This is a genomic window from Pseudomonas sp. TAA207 (assembly GCF_001529285.1).
In the GTDB taxonomy this organism is placed as follows: Bacteria; Pseudomonadota; Gammaproteobacteria; order Pseudomonadales; family Pseudomonadaceae; genus Aquipseudomonas; species Aquipseudomonas weihenstephanensis.
The window spans coordinates 46,036-69,384 of the sequence record NZ_LLWJ01000055.1; the positions used below are offsets into that span (position 1 = coordinate 46,036).

The 23,349-nt window shown below is 60.1% G+C and carries 18 protein-coding genes; 3 read left to right on the forward strand and 15 right to left on the reverse strand.

Going from position 1 to position 23,349, the window contains the following annotated elements:
* Window positions 1–117: 117 nt before the first annotated feature.
* Both AP059_RS04585 and AP059_RS04590 read left to right on the forward strand, forming a co-directional pair.
* Window positions 118–1,314 (forward strand): sugar transporter, encoded by a 1,197-nt coding sequence (locus tag AP059_RS04585; RefSeq protein WP_059762088.1) that lies wholly within the window; start codon window positions 118–120, stop codon window positions 1,312–1,314.
* Window positions 1,315–1,425: 111 nt separating this feature from the next.
* A complete protein-coding gene (locus AP059_RS04590; protein WP_059762089.1) occupies window positions 1,426–2,556 on the forward strand; it encodes a metallophosphoesterase in 1,131 nt (376 codons plus the stop codon).
* Here the strand turns inward: AP059_RS04590 and AP059_RS04595 are convergent.
* The 7 genes from AP059_RS04595 to tauA form a co-directional block, all read right to left on the reverse strand.
* A complete protein-coding gene (locus AP059_RS04595; RefSeq protein WP_059762090.1) occupies window positions 2,553–2,996 on the reverse strand; it encodes a YqaA family protein in 444 nt (147 codons plus the stop codon). The genes AP059_RS04590 and AP059_RS04595 overlap by 4 nt on opposite strands.
* Window positions 2,997–3,100: 104 nt before the next feature.
* Window positions 3,101–4,354 carry a ferredoxin reductase family protein gene (locus tag AP059_RS04600; protein ID WP_059762091.1) on the reverse strand — a complete coding sequence of 418 codons (1,254 nt, stop codon included), beginning with the start codon at window positions 4,352–4,354 and terminating at the stop codon, window positions 3,101–3,103.
* 126 nt (window positions 4,355–4,480) lie between these two features.
* Window positions 4,481–5,380 carry an alpha/beta hydrolase gene (locus tag AP059_RS04605; RefSeq protein ID WP_059762092.1) on the reverse strand — a complete coding sequence of 300 codons (900 nt, stop codon included), beginning with the start codon at window positions 5,378–5,380 and terminating at the stop codon, window positions 4,481–4,483.
* Between the two features lie 18 nt (window positions 5,381–5,398).
* A complete protein-coding gene (locus AP059_RS04610) occupies window positions 5,399–7,645 on the reverse strand; it encodes a TonB-dependent siderophore receptor (RefSeq protein ID WP_059762093.1) in 2,247 nt (748 codons plus the stop codon).
* Between the two features lie 101 nt (window positions 7,646–7,746).
* Window positions 7,747–9,096, reverse strand: coding sequence for a HAMP domain-containing sensor histidine kinase (locus AP059_RS04615; RefSeq protein WP_059762094.1), 1,350 nt, complete (start codon window positions 9,094–9,096; stop codon window positions 7,747–7,749).
* On the reverse strand, window positions 9,096–9,794 hold the full coding sequence (locus AP059_RS04620) for a response regulator transcription factor (RefSeq protein WP_059762095.1): 699 nt from the start codon (window positions 9,792–9,794) through the stop codon (window positions 9,096–9,098). The genes AP059_RS04615 and AP059_RS04620 overlap by 1 nt, the downstream gene beginning before the upstream one ends.
* An 85-nt stretch (window positions 9,795–9,879) precedes the next feature.
* The gene (gene tauA, locus AP059_RS04625) at window positions 9,880–10,854 is read right to left on the reverse strand and encodes a taurine ABC transporter substrate-binding protein (protein WP_059762096.1); all 975 of its coding nucleotides are present in this window, start codon (window positions 10,852–10,854) and stop codon (window positions 9,880–9,882) included.
* 268 nt (window positions 10,855–11,122) lie between these two features.
* On the opposite strand from tauA, the gene AP059_RS04630 reads away from it, so the two are divergent.
* Entirely contained in the window at window positions 11,123–13,177 is a 2,055-nt protein-coding gene (locus AP059_RS04630; protein WP_059762097.1) for a c-type cytochrome, read from the forward strand.
* A 68-nt stretch (window positions 13,178–13,245) separates the two neighbouring features.
* Here AP059_RS04630 and mrdA read toward each other — a convergent pair whose 3' ends face one another.
* From mrdA to arnC, 8 genes are all read right to left on the reverse strand, one after another.
* Window positions 13,246–15,138: a penicillin-binding protein 2 gene (mrdA, locus tag AP059_RS04635; RefSeq protein ID WP_059762098.1), complete on the reverse strand. Its 1,893-nt coding sequence runs from the start codon at window positions 15,136–15,138 to the stop codon at window positions 13,246–13,248.
* 151 nt (window positions 15,139–15,289) lie between these two features.
* On the reverse strand, window positions 15,290–16,897 hold the full coding sequence (locus AP059_RS04640) for an ArnT family glycosyltransferase (RefSeq protein WP_059762099.1): 1,608 nt from the start codon (window positions 16,895–16,897) through the stop codon (window positions 15,290–15,292).
* A 103-nt stretch (window positions 16,898–17,000) separates the two neighbouring features.
* Window positions 17,001–17,402 (reverse strand): 4-amino-4-deoxy-L-arabinose-phosphoundecaprenol flippase subunit ArnF, encoded by a 402-nt coding sequence (arnF, locus tag AP059_RS04645; protein WP_048365845.1) that lies wholly within the window; start codon window positions 17,400–17,402, stop codon window positions 17,001–17,003.
* Window positions 17,399–17,743, reverse strand: a complete 345-nt coding sequence (arnE, locus tag AP059_RS04650; RefSeq protein ID WP_048365844.1) for a 4-amino-4-deoxy-L-arabinose-phosphoundecaprenol flippase subunit ArnE — start codon at window positions 17,741–17,743, stop codon at window positions 17,399–17,401. Before arnE ends, arnF begins: the two co-directional genes overlap by 4 nt.
* Window positions 17,740–19,392 (reverse strand): lipid IV(A) 4-amino-4-deoxy-L-arabinosyltransferase, encoded by a 1,653-nt coding sequence (gene arnT / locus AP059_RS04655; RefSeq protein WP_059762100.1) that lies wholly within the window; start codon window positions 19,390–19,392, stop codon window positions 17,740–17,742. The genes arnE and arnT overlap by 4 nt, the downstream gene beginning before the upstream one ends.
* Window positions 19,389–20,273, reverse strand: a complete 885-nt coding sequence (arnD, locus tag AP059_RS04660) for a 4-deoxy-4-formamido-L-arabinose-phosphoundecaprenol deformylase (protein WP_059762101.1) — start codon at window positions 20,271–20,273, stop codon at window positions 19,389–19,391. The genes arnT and arnD overlap by 4 nt, the downstream gene beginning before the upstream one ends.
* Window positions 20,273–22,264 (reverse strand): bifunctional UDP-4-amino-4-deoxy-L-arabinose formyltransferase/UDP-glucuronic acid oxidase ArnA, encoded by a 1,992-nt coding sequence (gene arnA / locus AP059_RS04665; protein WP_059762102.1) that lies wholly within the window; start codon window positions 22,262–22,264, stop codon window positions 20,273–20,275. Before arnA ends, arnD begins: the two co-directional genes overlap by 1 nt.
* A complete protein-coding gene (gene arnC, locus AP059_RS04670; protein WP_059762103.1) occupies window positions 22,261–23,274 on the reverse strand; it encodes an undecaprenyl-phosphate 4-deoxy-4-formamido-L-arabinose transferase in 1,014 nt (337 codons plus the stop codon). The genes arnA and arnC overlap by 4 nt, the downstream gene beginning before the upstream one ends.
* Between the last annotated feature and the right edge of the window lie 75 nt (window positions 23,275–23,349).

Here is a 23,349-nt window from a genome sequence, read left to right on the forward strand (position 1 = left end):
TGGCTCAGGCGGCTGACCCGCTGCGCATGGCACGTGTTGTGAATGCAAAAAGCATGTGCCGGGGAGGTCGAGTCATGGGCCTGTTAGATCATCGATAGCGAGTAGTACACCCTTTAAATGAGCACTCCCAACGTTTCATCCAATGCCAATTGGCAACCGGTCATCGCGCTGGCGCTGGCCGCGTTTGTGTTCAATACCACCGAATTTGTGCCCGTGGGCCTGCTGAGTGCGATAGGTGCCAGTTTTGATATGACCACCGCCAGTGTCGGGCTGATGCTCACGATTTATGCGTGGGTCGTGTCGCTGACCTCGCTGCCGATCATGTTGCTGACGCGCAACGTGGAGCGGCGCAAGTTGCTGTTGATCCTCTTTGGCATGTTTATCGCCAGCCATGTGCTGTCCAGTGTGGCGTCCAACTTCGGCATCCTGATGCTCAGCCGAATTGGTGTCGCGTTGTCCCATGCACTGTTCTGGTCCATCACCGCGTCGTTGGCGGTGCGTCTGGCGCCAGAAGGCAAACAGGTGCAAGCACTGGGCTTATTGGCGACCGGCACCTCACTGGCAATGGTCTTGGGAATTCCGCTGGGCCGACTGCTGGGCGAGGCGATGGGCTGGCGCACCACATTTTTGGTAATTGCCGGTTTTGCCGTGGCGTTGGTGTTTTGGCTGGCGCGAACGTTGCCGCTGTTGCCGAGCCAAAACTCGGGCTCGCTCAGAAGCTTGCCGGTGCTGTTCAAGCGTCCGGCGCTGGTGGCCGTTTACGTGCTGACCGCGATGGTGGTCACCGCGCAGTTCACCGCTTACAGCTACATCGAACCGTTCATTCAGACCGTGGCGGGCATGAGTGGCAATGTGGTGACGATCATTTTGCTGCTGTTTGGCGGCGCCGGGATCATTGGTTCGCTGTTGTTCAGCGTGTTGCATCGCCATAGCCCGCAACGCTTTCTGGTGGTTGCCGTGTCGGTGCTGGCCGTGTGCCTGACGTTGCTGTTGCCGCTCAGTGGTAAAGAGTCGTATCTGGCCACGTTAAGCCTGTTCTGGGGCATGGCCATCATGTGCTTCGGGTTGGCGTTGCAATCGCGGGTGCTGATGCTTGCACCTGATGCCACTGACGTGGCGATGGCCATGTTCTCCGGCATCTACAACATAGGTATCGGGGGCGGGGCGCTGCTGGGCAGTTGGGTCGGCGCCAACGCGGGTTACTCCTACATTGGCGTAACCGGCGGCGGACTGGCGGGTGTGGCCTTGGCGATTTATTGCGTGAGCATGTACCGGATCAGCCGTTCTGCCGCACAAGACACGCCGCAAGCCTGACGCGCCAGCGCCAAGTGCTGCATCGGCTATGAGACGGGCGAACGGTTGCAATGACATCCCCGGCTTGTCACTCTTTGCGCCGCACACCTCAGGTCTGGACAGGAAATAAGCATGTTTCATGTGGTTACTGCATTCATCGCGCTGTATGTAATGGGGCGCTTCATCTGGCCATTGCGTGTCAGCCTGCCCGGCAAGTGGGTGCTCAGCGCGTTGCTGTTGCTGGTGGCCGAGCATCACCTGATCACCCGCAATGTGTTTGGCAGCATGGCGTCGCCCGAAATACCCGGTGAGGTGTTGATTGCGCTGGGCTGGGCGTTTGGCAGTCTGATCGTGCTGGCACTGCTGCTGTTAATGCGCGATGTAATCGGCTTGCTGACGTATTTTGTCTCACCTCGAAAAGGTCGAGAACTGCTGCGCAATCGGCGCCTGAATGCCGCTCTGGGCATCATCAGCGTCGGCTTGTCGTTATTGGGCGTGTGGCAAGCGATACGCGTGCCGGATGTGAAAAACATTGAAGTCACGGTGCCGCATTTGCCGGCGCAAATGGACGGCTTGCGGCTGGTGCAACTGAGCGACCTGCACGCCAGCCGACTGCTGCAAGCGCCGTGGATGCAGGCGGTGGTCGAAAAAACCAATGCCCTGCAACCGGATCTGATTGTGATCACCGGCGACCTGGTCGATGGCACCCCGCAAGCCCGTGCAGCCGATGTGCAACCTTTGCAGCAGCTCAGCGCACGGTATGGCGTGTTTGCCATCCCCGGTAACCACGAATACTACGTTGACTACGTGCACTGGTTGCCCGCGTTCGAACAGTTGGGCCTGCACATGCTGCTCAATGAACACGTGCTGGTGACCCATAACGGTCGGCAATTGGTACTGGCGGGTATCACCGACAAAGCGGCGTCGACATCGAGGTTACCGTTGCCGGACGTAGCCGCATCCCTGCGCGATGCTCCGCAGGATGCCCCGGTGATCCTGCTCAGTCACCGCCCCATTGGCGCCCTGGCCAATGCCAGGCAAGGCGTCGGTCTGCAACTGTCGGGGCACACCCACGGTGGCCAAATCCTGGGGCCGCATCTATTGGCGCAATGGGCCAATCAGGGGTTTGTCTCGGGACTTTACGATGTGCAAGGCATGCAGCTTTACGTGAGCAACGGCACCGGGTTGTGGAACGGCTTTCCTGTTCGGCTGGGTCGTGCGGCAGAAATCACTCACATCACCCTGCGCGCGCCAGCACCCTAAGCATTGATCCAGCCCAGCGTAAGGTCGGTCAACACCGCATACCGAGCCGCTTTGGCCAGCGTCACAATCAGCACAAACCGCCAAAGCGGCTCGCGCATCACCCCGGCGATCAGGGTCAGAGGATCGCCAATGATCGGCACCCAACTGAGCAGCAACGACCAGCGGCCATAGCGCAGATAAAACTGCTGCGCTTTTTCAAGCTTTGTTTGGCTCACGGGAAACCAGCGCTTGTGGCGAAAGCGCTCGACCGAGCGCCCCAGTAGCCAGTTGAGCACCGACCCCAGCACATTGCCGAGTGTGGCGACGATCAACAGCAGCACCACGCTGTAGCGGGTCGACACCAGCATGCCCACCAGCACCGCTTCGGACTGCATCGGCAACAGGGACGCCGCGCCAAATGCGGCGAGGAACAGCCCGATGTAACTGGTGAACTCGAACACTCAAAATCGCTCTGGCGGCTATGCAGCGCAGCTTTTTAGCATCAAATGGCATCCGCTGCCCATAAAAAAGGCGCTGCCTGAGCCGCGCCTGTACACCTTTGCCCTCAGCGAAATTCAAACAACTCCACATGCAGATTCTTCTCGGGCACGCCGCACTCGCGCATCAGTTCGCGAACCCGCAGCAACAAGCCTTTTGGACCGCAGAAGCTGACATGCACCGCTGCCGGTGAAGTGTGGTTGAGTGCCTGGCGCAGGTGCTCGGCCAGTTGCTCGGTGCCCCCGCTATTGGCCACGAATGCCACGCCCCGTTGTTCGGCCACCTGTTGCAGTTGTTCTGCAGGCGGGAAGGCGCGGGCAGGGTTGAAGCAATAGATCAGGGTGGCGGCGTCGAAACGCTCGCCGTGCGGGTCTTGCAACCAGGCGATAAAGGGCGAGATGCCGACGCCTGCGCCAATCCAGATTTCCTTGGCCGCATTGGCCGGACGTTTGAAGTGCCCGTAAGGCGCGTAGAGGTCGGCAATCATGCCGATTTTGACCTGTTCGCGTAAGGCTTGGGTGTAGTCCCCCAAGGCCCGGATCACGAACTCAAGGTGGCCGTTTTCACGGTGGGCGCAGGCGATGGTGAAGGGGTGAGGCTCGCGCAGGCCTTTGTCCTTGAACGACAGAAACGCGAACTGACCGGCCTTGAAGGCAAAGCCTTTACCGATGGGGGCCAGGGTCAAGTGCACCGCGCCTTTGTCGCTGCGCACGTTGATCACGCGGTATTCACCGGCACGCGCCACGAACGGGTACAGCAGCAGTTTGTACAGCGCCGCCAATATGCCCAGTACGCAGAGCACGCCCAGCCAAATGCCCGCTGGGCTGAGCAGGGTGATGGGGGATTTGAAGCTCAGACCGTGCAGGATCACGATCAAAAACAGCGGGCCGGACAGTTTGTGCCACCAGCGCCATACGCTGTAGGGGATGTTGCGGTTCAAGGCGAGCAGCACAATCATGCCCAGCGCGACGTAGCTCAACTGACGCACCATGCGCGTCCAGTATTTGGACAGCTCCACAATGGGCACGCTGTTCCACACCTCCAGGTTGGCTTTGAACACCAAATGGTACGAGGCAAACACCAGCGCCCAGATGCCCAGCCATTTGTGGGTGTCGTAGACACGGTCGAGGCCGCCGAACAGATTTTCCACCACGCGCCAACGGCTGGCGAGCAGGCAAGACACGGCCATATACGCCAACGCAGTGGCGCCCAGGATCAGACTCAGTGTGGCGCTGGTCAGCCACGTGTCAGCGGGGATTTCCAGCAGCAGGGTCAGTGCCGTTATCAGCAAAATACCAACCAGCCAGTGCCAGTTCTTCACGGGTGTACTCCCATCATCAATCCGTTGTGCCTAAGACTGAAAACCGGCCCTCCTTGGGGTTTCAGGGAAGCCGGAGTCTAACGGGATGCGCGAAGAGGCCTGTGATCTCGGTCAGGCCAGGCCCGATTAGTCGATGTACAGCGTGTGCAGCACGTAGCGCAGCGAGGCGGGCAGGGTTTGGCCGTGACTCATGCCTTTGAACGGGTGGAACTGCACGTTCAGCCCCTCGATATCTTGTAAATCCGTGACCAGTTGCTGCATCCGTTGATCGGGGGGGCCGCTGGTTGGCGCTCGCGGGTTGCCGGGTTCATCGGTGCCGCGCATCAACAACACCCCGGTTGTGTGGCCCGCCATGCGCTTTTTCAAGTCTGCAACCTGTTGGGCTGCGATACCGTCGCCCCACCACAGTGACGGGCTGGCGGCGGCATAGTGAGCGAACTCGCCGGGGCGGGTCAGCAGTGCGTGCAGCACCAGCAAACCGCCGTACGAGTGGCCCCACAGGGTTTGTTGTTCAAGGTTGATGGGCGCTTTGGCCGCTACGGCGGGGCGCAAGCGATCACGCAGCAAGTCAAGGAACGTATCGGCGCCGCCGCTGGGAAGACCGGTGAGGGGATCGCTCTGCGCCTTCAAACCGGCGCGCGCAGGCGTGTAGTCGTATGTGCGGGCCGTGCGCTCAATGCGCAGCGGCGTGTCATACCCCACCGCTACCAGCAGCGGAGCCTGACCGTGGGCCAGGCGACTGAGCAACTCGGCATCCAGTGCACCGACGGCCGCGTTGCCATCGAGCATCCACAGCACCGGGAAGCCGGTTTTGGGGGCGGCAGTGGCCGGGCGCCCGATCCACAGTTGGTAATGGCGTTGGCCATCCGCCGAGTCGATCAGTAACCGGCTGAAGCGGTAATCCAGGTCCTGGCGTTGCAGCAACCGGGTGTCCATTGGGGCGTCCAGCGCAGGCCGGGCCTGCGCCGCGAACCCTGGCAGTGCCAGGGCAAGCAGCAACGCCAGAGGGAGCGAGAGGTGTCTCATCAGGCGATCTCGTCAGGTTTAGAACGATGCAGTCAGGCTGGTGTAGAGCGTGCGCCCCGGTTCGTTGTACGTAGCGGCACCGGCACCTGCGATGTTGTTCACGCCTTGGGCGTTGCCTTCGCGGTACAGGCGCTTGTCGAACAGGTTATCCACGCCTGCGGTCACGCTCAGGTGGCGGGTGATCGCATAAGTGCCACTCACACCGGCAATGGCGTAGGGCGCGAGCTGGTTGTTGGCGGTGCCCGTGACGCGATCGCCGTGGTAGTCGTATTTTTTCGGTGTTTGCTTGCCGTACCAGGTCGCGCTCATTTGCAGCGACAGGTCTGGCGTGGCTTGCCAGTCCAGCATCGAGTTCACCGTGTAGCGCGGGGTCACGGACAGGTAGTCGCCGGTCTGTTTGTTTTTAGATTGCAGCATGTAGGTGAAGTTGTTGGTCCAGTTCAGTTGCTCGGCCAGCGGCAGGGTCAGCGTGCCTTCCAACCCTTCGACCAGCGCTTTGGGGACGTTTTCCCACTGGTAGATCGCCGCATTGGCATATTCGCCTTTACCGCCACTGGCCTGACCAATCGGACTCAGGCCCGATTCGATCTTGTTTTTGTAGTCGTTGCGAAAATACGTCAGGCCCGCGACCACGCCGTTGTCCTTGTATTCGATGCCCAGTTCCTTGTTGACGCTGGTTTCGGCCTTAAGGTCGGCATTGCCTTGCAGGTAGCAACTGGTGCTCTGGCCATAGCAACCCTGGCCACGGCTGTACAGCAAGTAGTCGGGGTTGAGCTGGTACAGGTTCGGTGCTTTGTAGGCACGGGCGATACCGGCTTTGAGGGTCAAGGTGTCGGTCAGCGCGTGGGACAGGTTCAGCGAGGGGCTCCAGTTGTCCCCGACCACGTTGTGGTGATCCAGGCGCAGCCCCGGTGTGAGCATGGTGCCGGGTAACAGCTCGATGTTGTCTTCGGCAAACAGCGAGAAGATCCGCGCCGACGATGCGGTGCTGCGGTTGCTGCTGCTCAGGCCACCGACGGTGCCACCTTCGCTGGTGGTTTGGGTGTTGGCACTCGGGTCATCGAGTTTTTGCTCAGTCCACTCGGTGCCCAGGGTCAGGGTTTGATCCAGCCCGGCGTGCAGCGGCAAGTTGATTTCGCCGTGGGCCGTCAGGTCACGCAGCACGGCGGTGTAGAAGTTGGTGTCGCTGAAAATCCCTTCGGTGCCGCCGGCCAGCCCTTCGTTGAGGCGAGAGTTGCGGGTCTTTTCATACTGGATAAAGGCCATGCTATTGCCCACCTCCCATTCGCCGCGGTGGGTCAGGGCATAGGTCTCGCGGTAGGTGCGATTGGTTTCGTGGCCGAGCATTTTTTTCACGTTGGCGTTGCTGTTGGTGTTTTGCGTATCGCCGGTGTAGAGGTTGCCTTGGCGGCTGAAACCCGCTTCGAAGTCCAGAGTCTGGTCCGGGGTCATGCGCCAGCTCAGTAAGCCATTGAAGTCTTTGTTGCGTACCCCTTCGCGGCCTGCGGGCAGGGTGCCGGCCTGATTGGCGCTGCGCGCCGATTGGTGCCCGGCGTTGATGTCCCAGTCATCGGGATCGGTCTTGGCGATGTTGCCGTACACGCGGTAGCTGAGGTTCTCGGTCAGGGGGCCATTGAGGCCGAAGTTCATGCGCTGCGTTGCGCCTTCGTCCTTGTGCTGTGGGAACGAGGTGTACACGGTCACGTCGCCGTGGGTCTCGGCGCCTGCCTGCTTGGTGATGATATTGACCACACCACCGGCGGCACCGTTGCCATAACGGGCGGCGGCGGGGCCGCGCAACACTTGGATCTGCTCAACCTGATCGGCCGGCACCCAGTTGGTATCGCCACGGCTGTCGCGTTCACCGCGCCAGCCGTAGCGCACCGAGTTGCGGCTGTTGACCGGTTTGCCGTCCACCAGAATCAGGGTGTTTTCCGGGCCCATGCCACGGATGTCGATCTGGCGGTTATTGCCGCGTTGCCCACTGGTGGAGTTGCCGGTGAGATTGACGCCGGGCATGGTGCGGATGATCTGCGAAAGGTCATTGGCCGCAGGGCGCTTTTTAATGTCTTGGGCGGTAATGATCGACACGCCGGGTGCCTGTTTGGTTTCTTCCTGCGCCGTGGCGATCACGTTGGTGTTACCCAGTTGCAGCGCGGGTGGCGCAGTGTCTTCGTCTGCGAGAGCGGCATGAACAGCACCGCTCAACAACCAGCAACCGGACAACACAAAAGGGGCGATTGGGCGCAACACACGTAACGACATCGGTGATCTCCGGGACGGCCTGATACAAGAAGATCACGAATGATAATGACTGCTAATTGAGAGTAAAGCGCATTAACTTTCTAAACACTTGTGCCGCGTCCTCAGCCACCCTCAGCCTGCGCTGCCGGTAATAGCAGGTGCATGCACAGCCCCGGCCGCTCATTGGTGGCCCACAACCGGCCTTGTTGCAGTTCAATGGCCCGCTGGGCAATCGCCAGCCCCAGGCCGAAGCCTTCGCCCACGCATCCGGACAGCCGCTGATAGGGCACAAACAGCGTGTCCAGCTCATCAGGGGGCACACCGGGTCCCTCGTCCTTCAGGCACAGATGCCACGCATCGCCTTCGCGCCACCCGCTCAGGGTCACTTGGCCTTGCAGCGGCGAATAGCGGATGGCATTGCGCAGCAGGTTTTCCAGTGCCTGGGCCAAACTGTCGAGGTTGACGTTGACGCAACAGTCGGTGCTCAACAGGCAAGGCATGCGGTCAACGGGCCACTGGCTTTCGAAGCAGGCGTCTTCGCGCAGCGCTTCCCAGACCGACAGCACCAGCACCGGCTCGCGGGTCAGTTGTGGGCGTTCAGTGTCCATCCACGCGAGGTTGAGGGTGTCTTCGAGCAAATGCTGCATGTCATCGATTTCACGGTCCAGGCGTTGGCGCAGTTGCGCGTTTGGTAACTGACTGTCGTGGGCGATGCGCAGGCGCGCCAACGGCGTTCGCAGTTCGTGAGACAGGGTACGCAACAGCAAACGTTGCTGATTGAGGCTGTTGCGCAAGCGGCTGGCCATGTGCTCGAAGGCGTGTGCCAATTCGCCCAGTTCGTCGCGACGACGCATCAGGGCCAGTGGCGCCTGGCTGTCGAGGTCGTCAGCGCGCAACGCGTCGGCGCGATCACGCAGGCGGTTGAGCGGCACCACCAGTTGGCGGTAGAGCAACACGCCGAGTAACGCCGCCAGCAGGGTCGGCATCACGCCGTGGCTGAAAGCATGGGTCCAGGCGGTCAGGCCGTTGGGCAGCAAGCGCTCGGGTAGTTGAATCACCAATTGGCCCTGTTGCGGGTGGTCCGGGAACGGAATGCTGACGTAGGGCAGTTCATCCATCAGGCGGCGGCTCATGGGCCAGTCGAGCTTGCGCATGAACGTCAACTGTTGGTAATGCGCGGGGGTAACAGGCGTGTTGCTCAGGCTTTCAAGTCGTGGCCCAAGCACCGCGACCCAGGTTTGTTCGCGGGCAGACAATCGCTCGGTGAAGCGCTCCAGCCCGTCGGTGCCTTGCTCGCGCCAGATGTCCTGGGCCTGTTGCGCGTAATCGCGCAGATAGTCGCGCTCCTGGGCAGACAGAAAATAGGTGCTGCGCTCGGCCGACAGCCCCCAGATCCAGATGAACCAGGTCAGTAGCAGGCAAAAGCTGATTTGCAGCAGCGCCAGTTTCCACAACAACGGATGACGGCGCATCAGGCGGGTTGCGACTCGATCAAGATGTAGCCCTGACTGCGCACCGATTGAATTTGCAGATGTTGCACGCCGACAGCGGCGAGCTTGCGCCGCAGGTTACACACATGCACATCCTGCCCCCGATCCAGCCGCGTGTAAATACGGTGCAGTACCTGCTGATACAAAAAAGCTTTGCTCAAGGCCTGGCCGCCATGTTCGCGCAAGGTCATCAGCAGGCGAAATTCCGAACCGGTGAGCCCGGCGAAATGGCCCGCGTGGAGCACGTCCTGCGCCTCGTCATCGTAGGTCAGCGCACTGTCGAGTGTTTGCACAGGGCGTTGGGCCTGCATGGCCATGCGCCGCAGCAGGGCATCGGTGCGCGCATCCAGTTCGGCGAGGCTGAAAGGTTTGGGCAAGTAATCATCTGCGCCGCGGGTAAAGCCGCTGATGCGATCCTGCTCGTTGCCCAGCGCCGACATCAGCATCACGGGCACGTTTTGATGCGTGCGCAAGGTTTCGAGCAGGCTCAGGCCGTCAAGGCCGGGCAACATAATGTCCAGCAGCACCAGGTCAAAGGGTTGGCTTTGCAGGGCATTCAAGCCCTGGGTGCCATCGACACAGGCGGTCACGGCAAAGCCGCGTTGCAATAAGTGACGTTCAAGGTCATGGCGCAACCGAAAATCGTCTTCGACAAGTAGCAGATGAGGGGAGGTTCGCATAAGGCACTGATTGAGAACGTTTAACATTCGCGAATATCCCACCATTGGCGATGCTGTGCAATTGCTATCAATGACGCGAGGCTTTTTAGTCCGGCAAATACTGGTCGCTGACAAAGCCCGAGTAATCCGCTGACACGCTCTCGATTTTGCCTTGGTCCTTGAGGAAAGCGGCAGTTTGCGCAAGGTCTTTGGCCGTGCCACCGCCCAGCAATCGGGCGGATTTTTGCTCTTGGGTGGAAGGGAAATGTGCACCTTGCAACAACTCGGGGATGTCTTGTGCATTGGCACCGGTCAGGGCGGCGATCTTCTGCACGTTGGGCGAATCGGCGGTCCAGTCCGCCTGATGGGCGTTGTAGTCGGCAATGGCATCAAGGCTGACCTTGGCAAATTGGGCGATGACTTCGGGGTGCTTCTCGGCGTAGTCCTTGCGCGCGACCCACACCTCAAAGGTTGGCGCGCCCCATTCGCTGACCTGGCCCGCGTCGGTCAGCACTTTGCCGGTTTTGCGGATCTCGCCCAGCGCAGGCGACCAGGTGAACGCGCCGTCAATATCGCCGCGCTTCCAGGCGGCGGTAATTTGCGCCGGGCTCAGGTTGACCACTTTCACCTGTTGCGGGGTCAGGCCCCAATGTTTCAGTGCGCCGAGCAGGCTGTAATGCGAAGTCGAGACGAAAGGCGTGGCCAGGGTCTTGCCAATCAAGTCTTGCGGGCCGTTGATGCCGCTGCCGTCACGCACCACCAGCGCTTCGGAGCCTTTGATTTGCGCGGTGACGATAAACGTCACCAGCGGCACATTGCGCGATGCCGCAGCGGCCAGCGGGCTTGAACCCAAATTGCCGATTTGCAGATCGCCCGAGGCCAGGGCCGCGACCACGGCCGGGCCTGCATCAAAGCGGCGCCAGTCAATTTTTTCGCCGATGGCCTGCTCATAACGGCCTTCGGCCTGAGCCAGTTTGGTGGGGTCGATACCGGTGATGTAGCCAATGGTCAGGTCAGCCGCGTGTGCCTGAAACGTGGCACCGGCAAGGGCGAGGGCAAGCAAAAGTGGACGCAGGGACATGGGCGCAACCTTGAACTGAGGTGTTTATAAGGTGAGTCCGGCGGTCCGGTGGGCTGAATCTAAGTGCTTTAAATCAAAGGGGAAAATACCGTTTTGGAACTAGCTTAGAGCGTGCCGTGTGCCCATCGATCGCCGCCTGCATGATCCGGGTCAACCGTAGCCGCATCAGAACCGGTTACAAATGCTGGGTGAGGAGTACATAACAAAAAACGAGCACGGCCCGTGCCGAGGGGACTACCCCAAGCCGGTGCCTTAAAGGAATATCGCCATGATTTTCAAGTTTGCGCGTCTGGCCACGGTCGGCCTGACGCTTCTTTACGCCTGTCAAACCCCTGCCAGCGAGCCGACAGCGGCAGCGCCCAGCGTCAACAACGCAGACACCGACCTGATACAACGCGGCCAATACGTGGCCCAGCTCGGCGACTGCATTGCCTGCCACACCGCCAAAGGTGGGGCGGTGATGGCCGGTGGCCTGGAGCTGAAAACGCCCATGGGCACGATCTACTCCAGCAACATCACCCCGGATCCCGAGACCGGGATTGGCCGCTACAGTTTTGAACAGTTCGACACGGTGATGCGCGAAGGCAAAACGCCTGCGGGTGAAAACCTGTACCCGGCCATGCCTTATCCGTCGTACGCGAAAATGAGCGAAGACGACATGCGTGCGTTGTACGCGTATCTCTTGCAAGACGTAACCGCGGTCAAACAGGCCAACCTGCACGCCGACATGAGCTTCCCGTTCAATCAGCGCTGGGGCCTGTCGCTGTGGAACTGGATGTTTGTGGATGCGCAGCCGTTCACCCCGGACCCGTCCAAAAGCGAGGTGATTAACCGCGGTGCCTATCTGGTGCAAGGGCTGGGGCACTGTGGTTCGTGCCATACGCCACGCGGCCTCGCTTTCCAGGAAAAAGCCCTGAGCGACGCTGGCAGCCGCGGCAAACATTACCTCGCGGGGGAAACCGTCGAAGACTGGCGCGCCTTGAGCCTGCGTAACCTGTGGACCGTCGAAGACACCGTGCAACTGCTCAAGACCGGGCAAAACCGTTTTGCCACGGTCTCGGGCAACATGGCGGACGTGATCCACCACAGCACGCAGCACTTCACCGACGCGGACCTGACGGCAATTGCCAGCTACTTGAAATCGCTGCCGCCGGGCAAGGACGATCTGCCCATGCCGTCAGTGGCCATCGCGCCCGCCACAGCACCGGACACGCTGTTCACCACCCGTGGCGGGCTGGGTTATACGCAGTTTTGTGCCGACTGCCATCGCCCGGACGGTGGCGGGGTAAAAGGCATGTTCCCACCGCTCAATGGCAACCCCGGCATTCTGGCGTCCAACCCCGCGACGCTCCTGCACATCACCCTTACCGGTTGGAAAACGGCCGAGACGGCGGCCCATCCACGGGTCTGGACCATGCCCGGGTTTGCGCGGCTGGCAGACGATGAAATCGCCGAGATTCTGAGCTTTGTGCGCAGCAGTTGGGGCAATGACGCGCCCGCCATCAAGCCCGCGCAAGTGGCCCACATGCGCAAGCAATTGAACCCGGACACCCACGACCCCCATGCATTTGTCACCCCGCGGCTGGCCAACCTGCTAACAGCGTCCAATGCTGATCAAGTGGTGCGCGGCATGCGCCTGCACCTGCAAACCAAAGCCTTGCTGCCCGATAACGTAGGCAATGCGCTCAATTGCACCAGTTGCCATTTGAACGCCGGCACGGTGGCCGATGGCTCACCCTTCGTTGGCGTGTCAGCGTTCTTCCCCGGCTATGCGCCGCGTGCGGGCAAACAGATCACGCTCCAAGAACGCATTAATGGCTGCTTTCGTCGATCTATGGATGGCAAGCCGTTGGCGGTGACATCGCCTGATATGCAGGCCATGGTTGCGTATTTCGACTGGATGAAAATGAACACAGCGCCCGGCGACAAAGTGGCGGGCCGGGGAGTGGGCAAGGTGGATCCGGGCATCAAGCCGGACATGGGCAACGGCAAAGCGGTGTACGTCAAGCAATGCGCGGTGTGCCACGGTGACAACGGGCAAGGTTTGAAACACGCGGACGGCGGTTTTATTTTTCCGCCGTTGTGGGGTGACGAGTCCTTCAACATCGGTGCCGGGATGGCGCGTACCTACACCGCTGCGGCGTTCGTCAAACGCAACATGCCGATCGGGTTCCATGAACAGTTCCCGCTGGGGCAGGGCGGCTTGTCGGATCAGGAGGCGGTGGACGTGGCGGCGTATTTCTCGCACCAGCCACGGCCGGACTTCCCGGACAAGGTCAAGGATTGGCCGAATGGCGGTAAACCGGTGGATGCGCGGTACTGAGATCAACAGCCCCTCCCCCCAACCCACACCCTGCGCGAGAGGGTTGGGGGGTGGGTGGCGGTCTTCATTCACACATGCGCATTGCCATGCTTGAGCTGCGGGCTGGCGTATTGCGGTTTCAGAGCGCCCTGATTGTCGAGCAACCAGGCATCCATCACTTTGCGCACCACCGGTCCTGCCACACGCCCACCGGCTTCACCGTTTTCAATCATCACCGAGATCACGATCTGCGGGTCTTCAGCCGGTGCAAAGCCGACAAACAGCGCGTTGTCGCGATTACGCTCGGCCGTCTTCAACCGGTTGTAACGCTCGCCCTGTTTGATCGCCACCACTTGCGCCGTACCACTCTTGCCCGCAATGCGGTATTGCGCGCCGGTGGCTGACGCCCGTGCAATGCCTCGCGCATCGTGCATCACCAATTGCATGGCATGGTTGACCTGCTCCCACTCCTTGGGATCGTGCAGCACGATATTGGCCATCGGGTGTTCGTCCACCGGCGGCGCGCCATCGATGGTGCGCGCCAGGTGCGGGCGGTTCCACACGCCTTTGTTGGCAATCAGCGCCGTGGCCTGCGCCAACTGCAATGGCGTGACCTGCATGTAACCCTGGCCAATGCCCAAAATCACCGTTTCGCCAGGGAACCAGGCTTGGCGTCGTGTGCTGCGCTTCCATTCACGCGAGGGCATCAACCCCGAAGATTCCTCGAACATGTCCAGCGAGACTTTTTGCCCCACGCCAAACATCGACAGGTAATCGTGCATGCGATCAATCCCCAGCTTGGAGGCAAGGTCGTAGAAGTAGGTGTCGTTTGAACGCATGATCGCCGCATTCAAATCGACCCAGCCATCCCCGCTGTGGTTCCAGTTACGGTATTTGTGCTCCACGTTCGGTAACTGGAAGTAACCGGGGTCGAACACCCGGGTCGAGGCTGAAATCACGCCGCTGTCGAGTCCGGCAATCGCCACTTCGGGCTTGATTGTCGAGCCGGGCGCATACAGGCCACGCAACGCGCGGTTGAACAGCGGTTTGTCGATGGAGTCGCGCAGCCCCGAGTAATCCTTGGAGCTGATGCCGGTCACGAACAGGTTGGGGTCGAAGCTGGGTTTGCTGACCATGGCCAGCACTTCGCCGGTTTTCGGGTCCAGGGCGATGATCGAGCCGCGCCGGTCGCCCAACGCGTCTTCGGCCGCTTCCTGCAATTTGATGTCGAGGCTGAGCACGATGTTTTTGCCCGGCACTGCATCGGTGTGGCGCAGCACCCGCATGACGCGGCCCTGAGCGTTGGTTTCAACTTCTTCAAAGCCGACAGTGCCGTGCAACGCGTGCTCGTAAAAACGCTCGATCCCGGTTTTACCTATCGATTGCGTGCCCCGGTACTCGGTGGGGTTCAGCTGTTTGGCTTCTTTCTCGTTGATGCGCCCCACATAACCGACCGAATGCGCGAAGTGATCACCCTGGGGGTAGTGGCGAACGAACTGCGCCTCAACCTCAATGCCCGGCAGGCGGTACTGATTGACGGCCAACAGCGCGATCTGTTCCTCCGTCAGTTCGTAGAGCAGGGTCGAGGGGTCGAACGGGTGGCGGGCCTGTTTCATCGCCTTGGTAAACACGGCGCGGTCTTCTTCGGGCAAATGCAGGATGCTGATGACCGAATCCAGCACTTTGGCGCTGTCGCCCGCGCGTTCGCGGGTCAGGGTCATGTTGAAACTGGGCTGGTTATCGGCCAGCAGCACGCCATTGCGGTCATAGATAAAACCGCGTTCGGGCGGGATCGGCAACACATGCACACGGTTGTTTTCGGACACGGTGGAGTTGTAGTCAAATTCGGTGACTTGCAAGAAATACATCCTGGCCACCAGCGCGCAACTGATCGCCAGCACCAGCGCCGCGCAGGCGATCAGTCTTTTATTGACCAGCCGTTTCTCGGTGTCGTGATCTTTAAGCGGGATCGGCTCGGGCATGGTTCAGGTGTCTCACATCAAAAAACGCAAATACCGCAGCCTGCCGATGAGAGGGTGGGCCACGAAAAGTCGGCGCACACCTTACCAGCACGCTGGAGAATAATCCGCTCATGCAACATGAAACTCGACAGGCTGTGCGCAGCCCCTGCGCTCATGGTTTCTTCAGCAGCACGTAATCGTTTTTGTCAAAACGAGCGCTTAATACCGGCGCGGTATTACCCAAAACGGTTCCTTGCAGGCGCTGGTAATCCTTACGGTCCATGACCACCCACGCGGGTCCGTTGATCGTGCCCAGCTCGGCGGCCGTTTGCGTGAACAGCGCCGACATGTCCCGGTTCACATTGACCATGAACTTGATGGCTTTGGCATCTTTGCCCATGCCATGCAGCACCAGCGGTGCGGGTGTGCGCTCGATCAGGCGCAGCGCCTGATGCGTGAATTCGCGGGTGTCGTACACGCTGCGCTCAAGCGGTTCATACACCATGATGTAAGTCCCCCACACTGCGAAAACGGCACAGCCCGCCAGGCCAGTTGCGCGCCATTGCGCCCTGAACAGCGCCCCGACGGCCAGCAGTTGCAACCCGCCCAACACAAAGAACACCCCCACCAGTGAAGGCACTTGCTCGTCGAAACGTTTACGCGCAATCACCAGACCGACGATCAATAGCCCCGGCAACAGTAAAAAAAGCCCCTGTATCAACCCGCGCAACAGCGCAAACACCCGGCCGTGCATGGCCTGGAAAGGGTAGGCCGCAATGATTGCTGCAAAGGGCAACATCGCCAGCACGTAGCGTGCTTTTTTGGCTTGGGGAATCGACAGACCGATCATCACCACCAAACCCGCCGCGACGCAGTATTTGACCAGTTGCAGCGCTGCGCCCGATTGATGGCGGCCAGTCACCAGCAGCGCCGCCAGGACCAAGGCCGCCAGTGGATAGGCCAACGCATAGTTACCCATGGAGCTGGTGAAGTAATACAACACGCTGCTGGCGCCTTCTGCGCCGTCCATACGCCCGGTGACTTGCATGCGGATCACTTCGTGGACGAAGGTTTGCCCGCCGCTGATCCAGGCCAGTGTCAGCAGCAGGCCGATGCACGCCAGCAGCAGCGCCAGAGCCTGCAACCCGAGGCTGAACATCCGGCGCCCTTGGCCGCTGACCAGGTAATAGCTGCAGAGCACGCCCGCAGGGATGACTAAACCGATAGGACCGCGAATGGCAAAGCCCACTACCAACAAGGCCAGTAACCCGACATGACGCCGTGGGGCCGCCAAATGGTCGTGGGCGTAGGCCAGGTAGAAGGCCCCCAGGCTCACCGCCGCAAGCATTTGGTCCAGCGACACGGCACGCGTTTGGGTGATGAACGTCATGCTCAGCAGGAGCAGGGCAACACTCATGAGCGCCCATTGACGGGAATGGGGCGCCACCAGTCGATAGGTGAGGGTCACGGTGGTTGCGCTGGCAATGGCTGTCGGCAGCCACGCGCTGAGGCTGGTGACTTCGCCAAAAGGTTTGGACAGCAACCAGATGAACAGCGTCGAGGTGGCGCTGTAGTCCGGGTAGGGCTGGCCATAAGTGGTGGGGAAGAAACCGGGGCCGTGACGCAGCATCTCGTTGGCGAATAATACAAAGCGTGAGTCGAAGCCGATCGCCGCCTGGTTGTGCTCACCCAAGATGAACAGCAACAACGCCAGGGCGCCCAGGATCAAGGAGTGACGGTGTTGGACCTGTAAGGCGATGTTGGACGAGTAAGCAGGCATGCACCGTTCCTTGACTCAATAAAAAGCATAAAAAAACGCCGCCCTGGTCATCAGTGGCGGCGCCGTCAGTGTCTTAAGCCTGAGCCGCAGCACGCGGCCATGCTCACCTTGCGCGGTGGGGGGTGCGGCGCGAATTGATGGTCAGTACGCCACCGATCACCAGCGCCACGCCCAGGGTTTTGGACAACGTGAAGCTTTCATGGAATACCGGCAAGCTGGCTGCCAACAGGTACACCAATGCATAACTGACACTGAGCAACGAATAGGCGCGGCCCAAGGGCAAATCCCGCAGGGCCAGCAACCAGCAAAGCATCGACAGGGCGTAGGCCATGATCGCGCCCGTCACCACGGCCAGGGCGCTGAACGAAACATCACCCTGTTTGATTGCGCTCAGCCATTGGGCAGGTTCGGGCAAGCGCGTCATGCTCCAGCGCATACCCAGTTGCGCCCCGCTCACCAGCAATACGCTGGCACTCGCAAAGGTCAAGCCACGGCGCAGGCTCATGCGTGTTGCCCCAGCAAAACCACGCCGGCAATTACCAGCCCCACGCCACACCAGTGCCGCAGGTCGATGGTTTCTTTAAACAGGTAACGGGCGACCAGTGTGATCAGCACAAAATTGAGGCTGAGCATCGGGTAGGCAATGCCGACTTCCAGCCGCTGCAACACCAGCAACCACACCAGCAGCCCCAACCCCAGGCACAGCAAGGCCAGCCACAACCAGGGGGAGCGCAGCTTGTGCGCCACCCCAAGGTCAACGTCGCGCCAGCTTTCGACCGCGTACTTTTGCGCGACTTGCCCCGCACACGTCAGCACACACGCCATGAGCAAGAGCGCCAAAGTCATGGAGTGCTCTGCGGGAAAATCAGAATCACCATGTTGCCTTCGTCATACCGCTGCGCATCCTTGGGCAACATGTCCATTTCATGGCTCTCGTCGCTGTTTTTGACCCGCATCACGACGCCCACCGGACCTTTTTGACGTGCGGCACTCAGCCAGGGGCCGACTTCGGCCAAACCGATGCTTTTACCTTTGGCGTCGTCGTAAGTCAGGCCGTATTTCACTTCACCCTGGGTGTTGTACAACGTCACATCCGGGCGACGCAGGCGCCAGGCCAACGCTGATGCCGCGCCCAAATCATTGCTGAGCAGGGTTTTGGCCTGTGACAGCTCTGCAAGGTGCTCCAGCACAAACTGGTCGGGCATTTTGTTGTGCACCACGCTGCTGGGCATGCTGGCCGGCAGCAACAGCACCAGTACACCCATGCTCAGGGCCGGGGCGGCCCACAGCTTAAGCGGTCGCCACAGTTGCAAGGCCCCTGCACCGATCCAGGTCAGTAACACAATGACCAGCAACGCCACATGCTGCGGTTCGTTGTCGTAAAACGGTTTTTTGATCTGGAAATAGATCAGGGCCAGCAAGGCGACACTGGCCAGCAACAGGTTGACCAGCGCATTGAACCGCAGCGCACCGGTTTTGGCCTGCTCAACACGCTGGATCAATGCATGGCCCAGCAACAGGGCCAGCGGCAGCAGGCACGGCATGATGTAGGTCGGCAGCTTGCCTTTGCTCAGGCTGAACAAGGCCAGCGGCAACAGCATCCACAGCAGTACAAACACCACCTTGGCCTGATGCTTGTTGCGCCAGGCATCTTTGAACGTGACGGGCAGCAACGCAGCCCACGGAAGGCTGGCAACCACCATCAACGGCAGGTAAAACCACCACGGGCGCCCATGCTGAGCGTCTTCACCGGCGAAGCGGCGAATGTGTTCATGCCAGAAGAAGAAGCGCCAGTAATCGGGTTCCTGCGCATGCACCGCCAACACCCAGGGCAGCGACACCAATGCAGCGACCAACATGGCGAGCAGGCCGTATTTGACCATTTCTACAAAGCGTTTCTGCCAGATCATGTAGGGCAGGGCGATCAACACCGGTAACAGAAAAGCCAGAAAGCCTTTGGTCATAAAGCCCATGCCGCAGGCAAACCCCAGCACCGCCCAACTGATCGCCCGCTCACGCCGGGTGCTGCTGTCAATGGCAAACCACAAGGCTGCCAGGCTCAGGTTGACCCACCAGGTGAACTGCGGATCGAGGTTGGAGTAGCCGGCTTGCCCGGCAATCAAACCAAAGGTCATGTACACCAACGCGCAGGCGAAGCTCTTGCGCGGGTCGTTCCACAAGCGGCGCGCCACGGCGTACGCCAGCCACACACTCAGGCCGGTGGCGATGGCAGACGCAATGCGCACACCAAACAGGTTTTCGCCAAAAATCGCCTGGCCAATGGCGATCATCCAGTAGCCGGCAATCGGCTTCTCGAAGTAGCGCAAATCCATGAAATGCGGCGTGACCCAATTACCATCGACCAGTATTTGCTGGCCGATTTGGGCGTAACGCGATTCATCTGGAATCCATAATCCGTGCGTGCCGAGCGGCACCAGGTAAAACAGCACGAAACCCAGAATCAGCAGGGGTATTGCCCAACGATTGAGGGTCATGGCTGCTGCACTCCCAACCAACCTTCACGGCCTTGCAGTACGCCACGGCTCAATTGCCCGGCGGGCACGCTATCGAGATCAGCAGGCAGCAAGTTGCGCAGTGGCTGAAACTGGATATCGCGGGCGCGGGCTTGCACCAGCAGTTGCCGGAAGTCGTTTGCCATAAGAATCCCTTCTACTTCTGCATGGATGGTGTACGCGTTCAGCCGTTGCGGGCTGAAGCGATCAAGAATGTATGAATTGAAGTCGGCGGCGCTCACGTGCGGCCCGACCACTTCATCGAATGTGGGTAAATCGACAGGGATTTGCGGCGCGCCCAGGCTGCCATCGGCCAACCTTGGCCGAAACAGACTGTGCCCGCGGCAATCACTGTTGTAACGAAAACCAAACCGTTGCTTGGCCTCAACCACACGTTCATCGGCACGCCACCCGGCGGCAGCCGAGCACTCGACAGCCTGCCCGGTGATGTCGCTCAACGTGTCGACACCCAGGCGGATGTGCTCGATCAACTGTCGCTCGCTCCAGCGCCCGGTGTTGGCTTGCCAGCCGTGGTGATCCCACGCGTGCAAGCCCACCTCATGGCCTGCGGCCAGAGTCTGGCGCATCAAGTGCCCCAGATCCTTGCCGATCGGTTTGCCGGGCCAGGCGGTGCCGGCCAGCAAAATATCCCAGCCATACAAACTGGCGGCCTTGGAACGCATCATTTTCCAGAAGAACCGAGGCTTGATCAGCCGCCATAAATGGCGGCCCATGTTGTCCGGCCCCACGCTGAAAAAAAACGTGGCTTTGATCTGTGCTTCATCCAGCAGTTCGAGCAGTTGCGGAACCCCCTCACGGGTTCCGCGATACGTGTCGACGTCGATGCGTAGGCCTGCCTGCATTAGCGTTTTTCCGCGATTTCTACCATGGCCTCACGCAAGAAGAAGTCCAGCGTTTTACCAATGGTTTCGCTCAGTTCGATGGTGGGCGTCCAGTCAATCAAGCGACGGGCGTTTTCGATGCTCGGCTTGCGATGGCTGACGTCTTGGTAACCGGTGCCGTAAAACGACTGGCTTTCCACGTCACGGAAACCGGCAAAGGGCGGGAAGTTATCACGCAACGGGTGCGCTTCAAACTGACGCAGCAACTCTTCACCCAATTGACGAATGCTGGCTTCGTTTTCCGGGTTGCCGATGTTGATGATCTGACCGTCACACTTGCCATCACGGTTTTCGATGATGCGCGCCAGCGCCTCGATGCCATCGGCCACGTCAGTGAAGCAGCGTTTTTGCTCACCGCCATCCACCAGACGAATCGGCGTGCCCTCCACCAGGTGCAAGATCAATTGGGTAATGGCGCGCGAGCTGCCCACCCGTGCCGAGTCCAGACGGTCAAGGCGCGGGCCCATCCAGTTGAACGGGCGGAACAGCGTGAACTTGAAGCCTTTTTGGCCATAGGCCCAGATCACGCGGTCGAGCAATTGCTTGGACACCGAATAGATCCAGCGCTGCTTGTTGATCGGGCCGACCACCAGATTGGAGGTGTCTTCGTCGAAATTCTTGTCCTGGCACATGCCATACACTTCGGACGTGGACGGGAAGATCACGCGCTTGTTGTACTTGACGCAGTAACGCACCAGCTTGAGGTTTTCTTCAAAGTCGAGTTCGAACACCCGCAATGGGTTGCGGGTGTATTCGATCGGGGTGGCGATGGCCACCAGTGGCAGCACCACGTCGCATTTTTTAATGTGGTACTCGATCCACTCGGTGTGGATGCTGATATCGCCTTCCACAAAGTGGAAATTAGGGTGGCTGCGCAGACGCTCGATGGCATCAGAGCCGATGTCCAGGCCATACACTTCGTAGCGGTCGTCTTGCAGCAGACGCTCAGACAAATGGTTACCGATGAACCCGTTCACCCCCAGGATCAGTACGCGGGTACGACGCGCCGGGCGCCCGGACTCGCTGCCTCGCAGTCGCGAGCCATCGACCAGACCCAGTTCACGGGCCAATTGCGGGCCGCTTAAATACAAGCCATCGGCGTTGCGTTGCCCAGCGTTAATGATCAGCGAGTCTTTACCGCAGGCAATGCGCAACGGATCGCAGCTGATCACGTGACCCGGTGCCATGCCGTTGTTGCCCGGCATCACTTCACTTGCCCACACAATCAATTGGTGTTCGCCCACCGCGCAGAAGGCGCCGGGGTACGGTTGGGTGACTGCGCGCACCAGGTTGAACAGTTCTTCAGCCGGGCGCGACCATTGCAGCAGGCCGTCAGCGGCAGTACGGCGACCAAAGTAAGTGGCTTTGGATTCGTCTTGCGGGGTTTCTTTAAGCTTGCCTTCGGGCAGCAATGGCAGTGCTTCGGCCAGCAATTTAGCGGCACTATCACGCAGTTTGGCGTGCAGGCTCAGCGCCGTGTCCGAACGCTCGATGCTTACGCGTTGCTGGGCCAGAATGTCGCCTGCATCGGCGCGTTTGACCATGCGGTGCAAGGTGACGCCGGTTTGCGTTTCGCCATTGACCAGCACCCAGTTGGCCGGTGCGCGGCCCCGGTAGCGCGGCAGCAATGAGCCATGCAGGTTGAAGGCGCCGTGGCTGACACTCGCCAGCAACTCTTCACCCAGCAGATGGCGGTAGTAGAACGAGAAAATGTACTGCGCATTGAGCTTGCGAATACGCTCGATCCACAGGGGGTGGTTGGCGTCTTCGGGGGCGTGCACCGGGATGCCTTTGCGCGCGCACAGTTGGGCGACCGATGCGTAAAAATTGTTTTCCTTGGGGTCGTCAGCATGGGTAAACACCGCGGCGATGTCATAGCCTGCATTGAGCAAGGCTTCGATGCCTGTGCAACCAATATCGTGATAGGCGAAAACAACAGCTTTCAAACTCATGATGGGACCTGCGTCGAAGAAGAGAGGGAAGTTGGGTTAGTTGAAATTGAAGCGGTGGCGGGTTCGGCGCGTACGATTTTTTCGATAAAGAATCGTGGCCGTGCCCGCACATCGCTGTACATGCGGCCCAGGTATTCCCCCAGAAGCCCCATGCCAATAAATTGGCCACCGGTGAACACAAACAGCACCGCAAACAGCACGAAAGTGCCGTCGCCTGCCCAGGTCGCGCCAAAGATCAAGCGCAGCACGATCAACATGATCGCGAACAGTCCACCCAGCAGCGCCATGCTAAAGCCGATAATGCTCAGCAGACGCAAAGGCGTGGTGGTCATGCAGGTCACCAGATCGAACATCAGGTTGATCAGGCGCATGGGGCTGTATTTAGAGTCGCCGTGTTCGCGCTCAGCGTGCTCGACCAGCACCTCGGTGGTGTGGCGGGCAAAGCTGTTGGCCAGAATCGGGATAAACGTACTGCGCTCACGGCAGGCGAGCATGGCGTCGACGATGGTGCGTCGGTAAGCGCGCAGCATGCAGCCGTAGTCGCTCATGGCAACCCCGGTTGAGCGCTGCACCGCAAGGTTGATCAAGCGTGACGGCCAGCGGCGCCAGGCCGAGTCCTGGCGGTTGTTGCGCACCGTGCCAACCACGTCATAGCCCAAGGCAGCCTGGGCCACCAGGCGCGGGATTTCTTCCGGCGGGTTTTGCAAGTCGGCGTCCAGCGTGATGACGACATCACCTTTGGAGTGTTCAAAGCCGGCCATGATTGCGGCGTGCTGCCCGTAGTTACGGTTCAGAATGACGGCCACCACCGGGCTGCCTTCGCGCTCGGCGGCGTCCTGGAGGATTTGCGCCGACTCATCGCGGCTGCCGTCATCCACCAGAACAATTTCATACGGTTGGGTCAGTTGCGCGCAGGCCGCTTCGGTGCGACGCAACAACTCAGGCAAACTTTGTTCTTCGTTGTAGACCGGAATGACGATCGACACACACTGGATAGGGTAGGGTTTCAAAGTATTCGTTCCAGTCAGTTTCAATGGCACAAGACAACGGGGCTTTACGTGAAACAGTCACAGGACACAGCAGGT

Bases quoted from the DNA above. Each gene is read 5' to 3' on its own strand.
- AP059_RS04585 (WP_059762088.1), top strand. From the start codon at position 118: ATGAGCACTCCCAACGTTTCATCCAATGCCAATTGGCAACCGGTCATC.
- AP059_RS04590 (WP_059762089.1), top strand. From the start codon at position 1,426: ATGTTTCATGTGGTTACTGCATTCATCGCGCTGTATGTAATGGGGCGC.
- AP059_RS04605 (WP_059762092.1), bottom strand. From the start codon at position 5,380: ATGAGACACCTCTCGCTCCCTCTGGCGTTGCTGCTTGCCCTGGCACTG.
- AP059_RS04610 (WP_059762093.1), bottom strand. From the start codon at position 7,645: ATGTCGTTACGTGTGTTGCGCCCAATCGCCCCTTTTGTGTTGTCCGGT.
- AP059_RS04615 (WP_059762094.1), bottom strand. From the start codon at position 9,096: ATGCGCCGTCATCCGTTGTTGTGGAAACTGGCGCTGCTGCAAATCAGC.
- AP059_RS04620 (WP_059762095.1), bottom strand. From the start codon at position 9,794: ATGCGAACCTCCCCTCATCTGCTACTTGTCGAAGACGATTTTCGGTTG.
- tauA (WP_059762096.1), bottom strand. From the start codon at position 10,854: ATGTCCCTGCGTCCACTTTTGCTTGCCCTCGCCCTTGCCGGTGCCACG.
- AP059_RS04630 (WP_059762097.1), top strand. From the start codon at position 11,123: ATGATTTTCAAGTTTGCGCGTCTGGCCACGGTCGGCCTGACGCTTCTT.
- mrdA (WP_059762098.1), bottom strand. From the start codon at position 15,138: ATGCCCGAGCCGATCCCGCTTAAAGATCACGACACCGAGAAACGGCTG.
- AP059_RS04640 (WP_059762099.1), bottom strand. From the start codon at position 16,897: ATGCCTGCTTACTCGTCCAACATCGCCTTACAGGTCCAACACCGTCAC.
- arnF (WP_048365845.1), bottom strand. From the start codon at position 17,402: ATGAGCCTGCGCCGTGGCTTGACCTTTGCGAGTGCCAGCGTATTGCTG.
- arnE (WP_048365844.1), bottom strand. From the start codon at position 17,743: ATGACTTTGGCGCTCTTGCTCATGGCGTGTGTGCTGACGTGTGCGGGG.
- arnT (WP_059762100.1), bottom strand. From the start codon at position 19,392: ATGACCCTCAATCGTTGGGCAATACCCCTGCTGATTCTGGGTTTCGTG.
- arnD (WP_059762101.1), bottom strand. From the start codon at position 20,273: ATGCAGGCAGGCCTACGCATCGACGTCGACACGTATCGCGGAACCCGT.
- arnA (WP_059762102.1), bottom strand. From the start codon at position 22,264: ATGAGTTTGAAAGCTGTTGTTTTCGCCTATCACGATATTGGTTGCACA.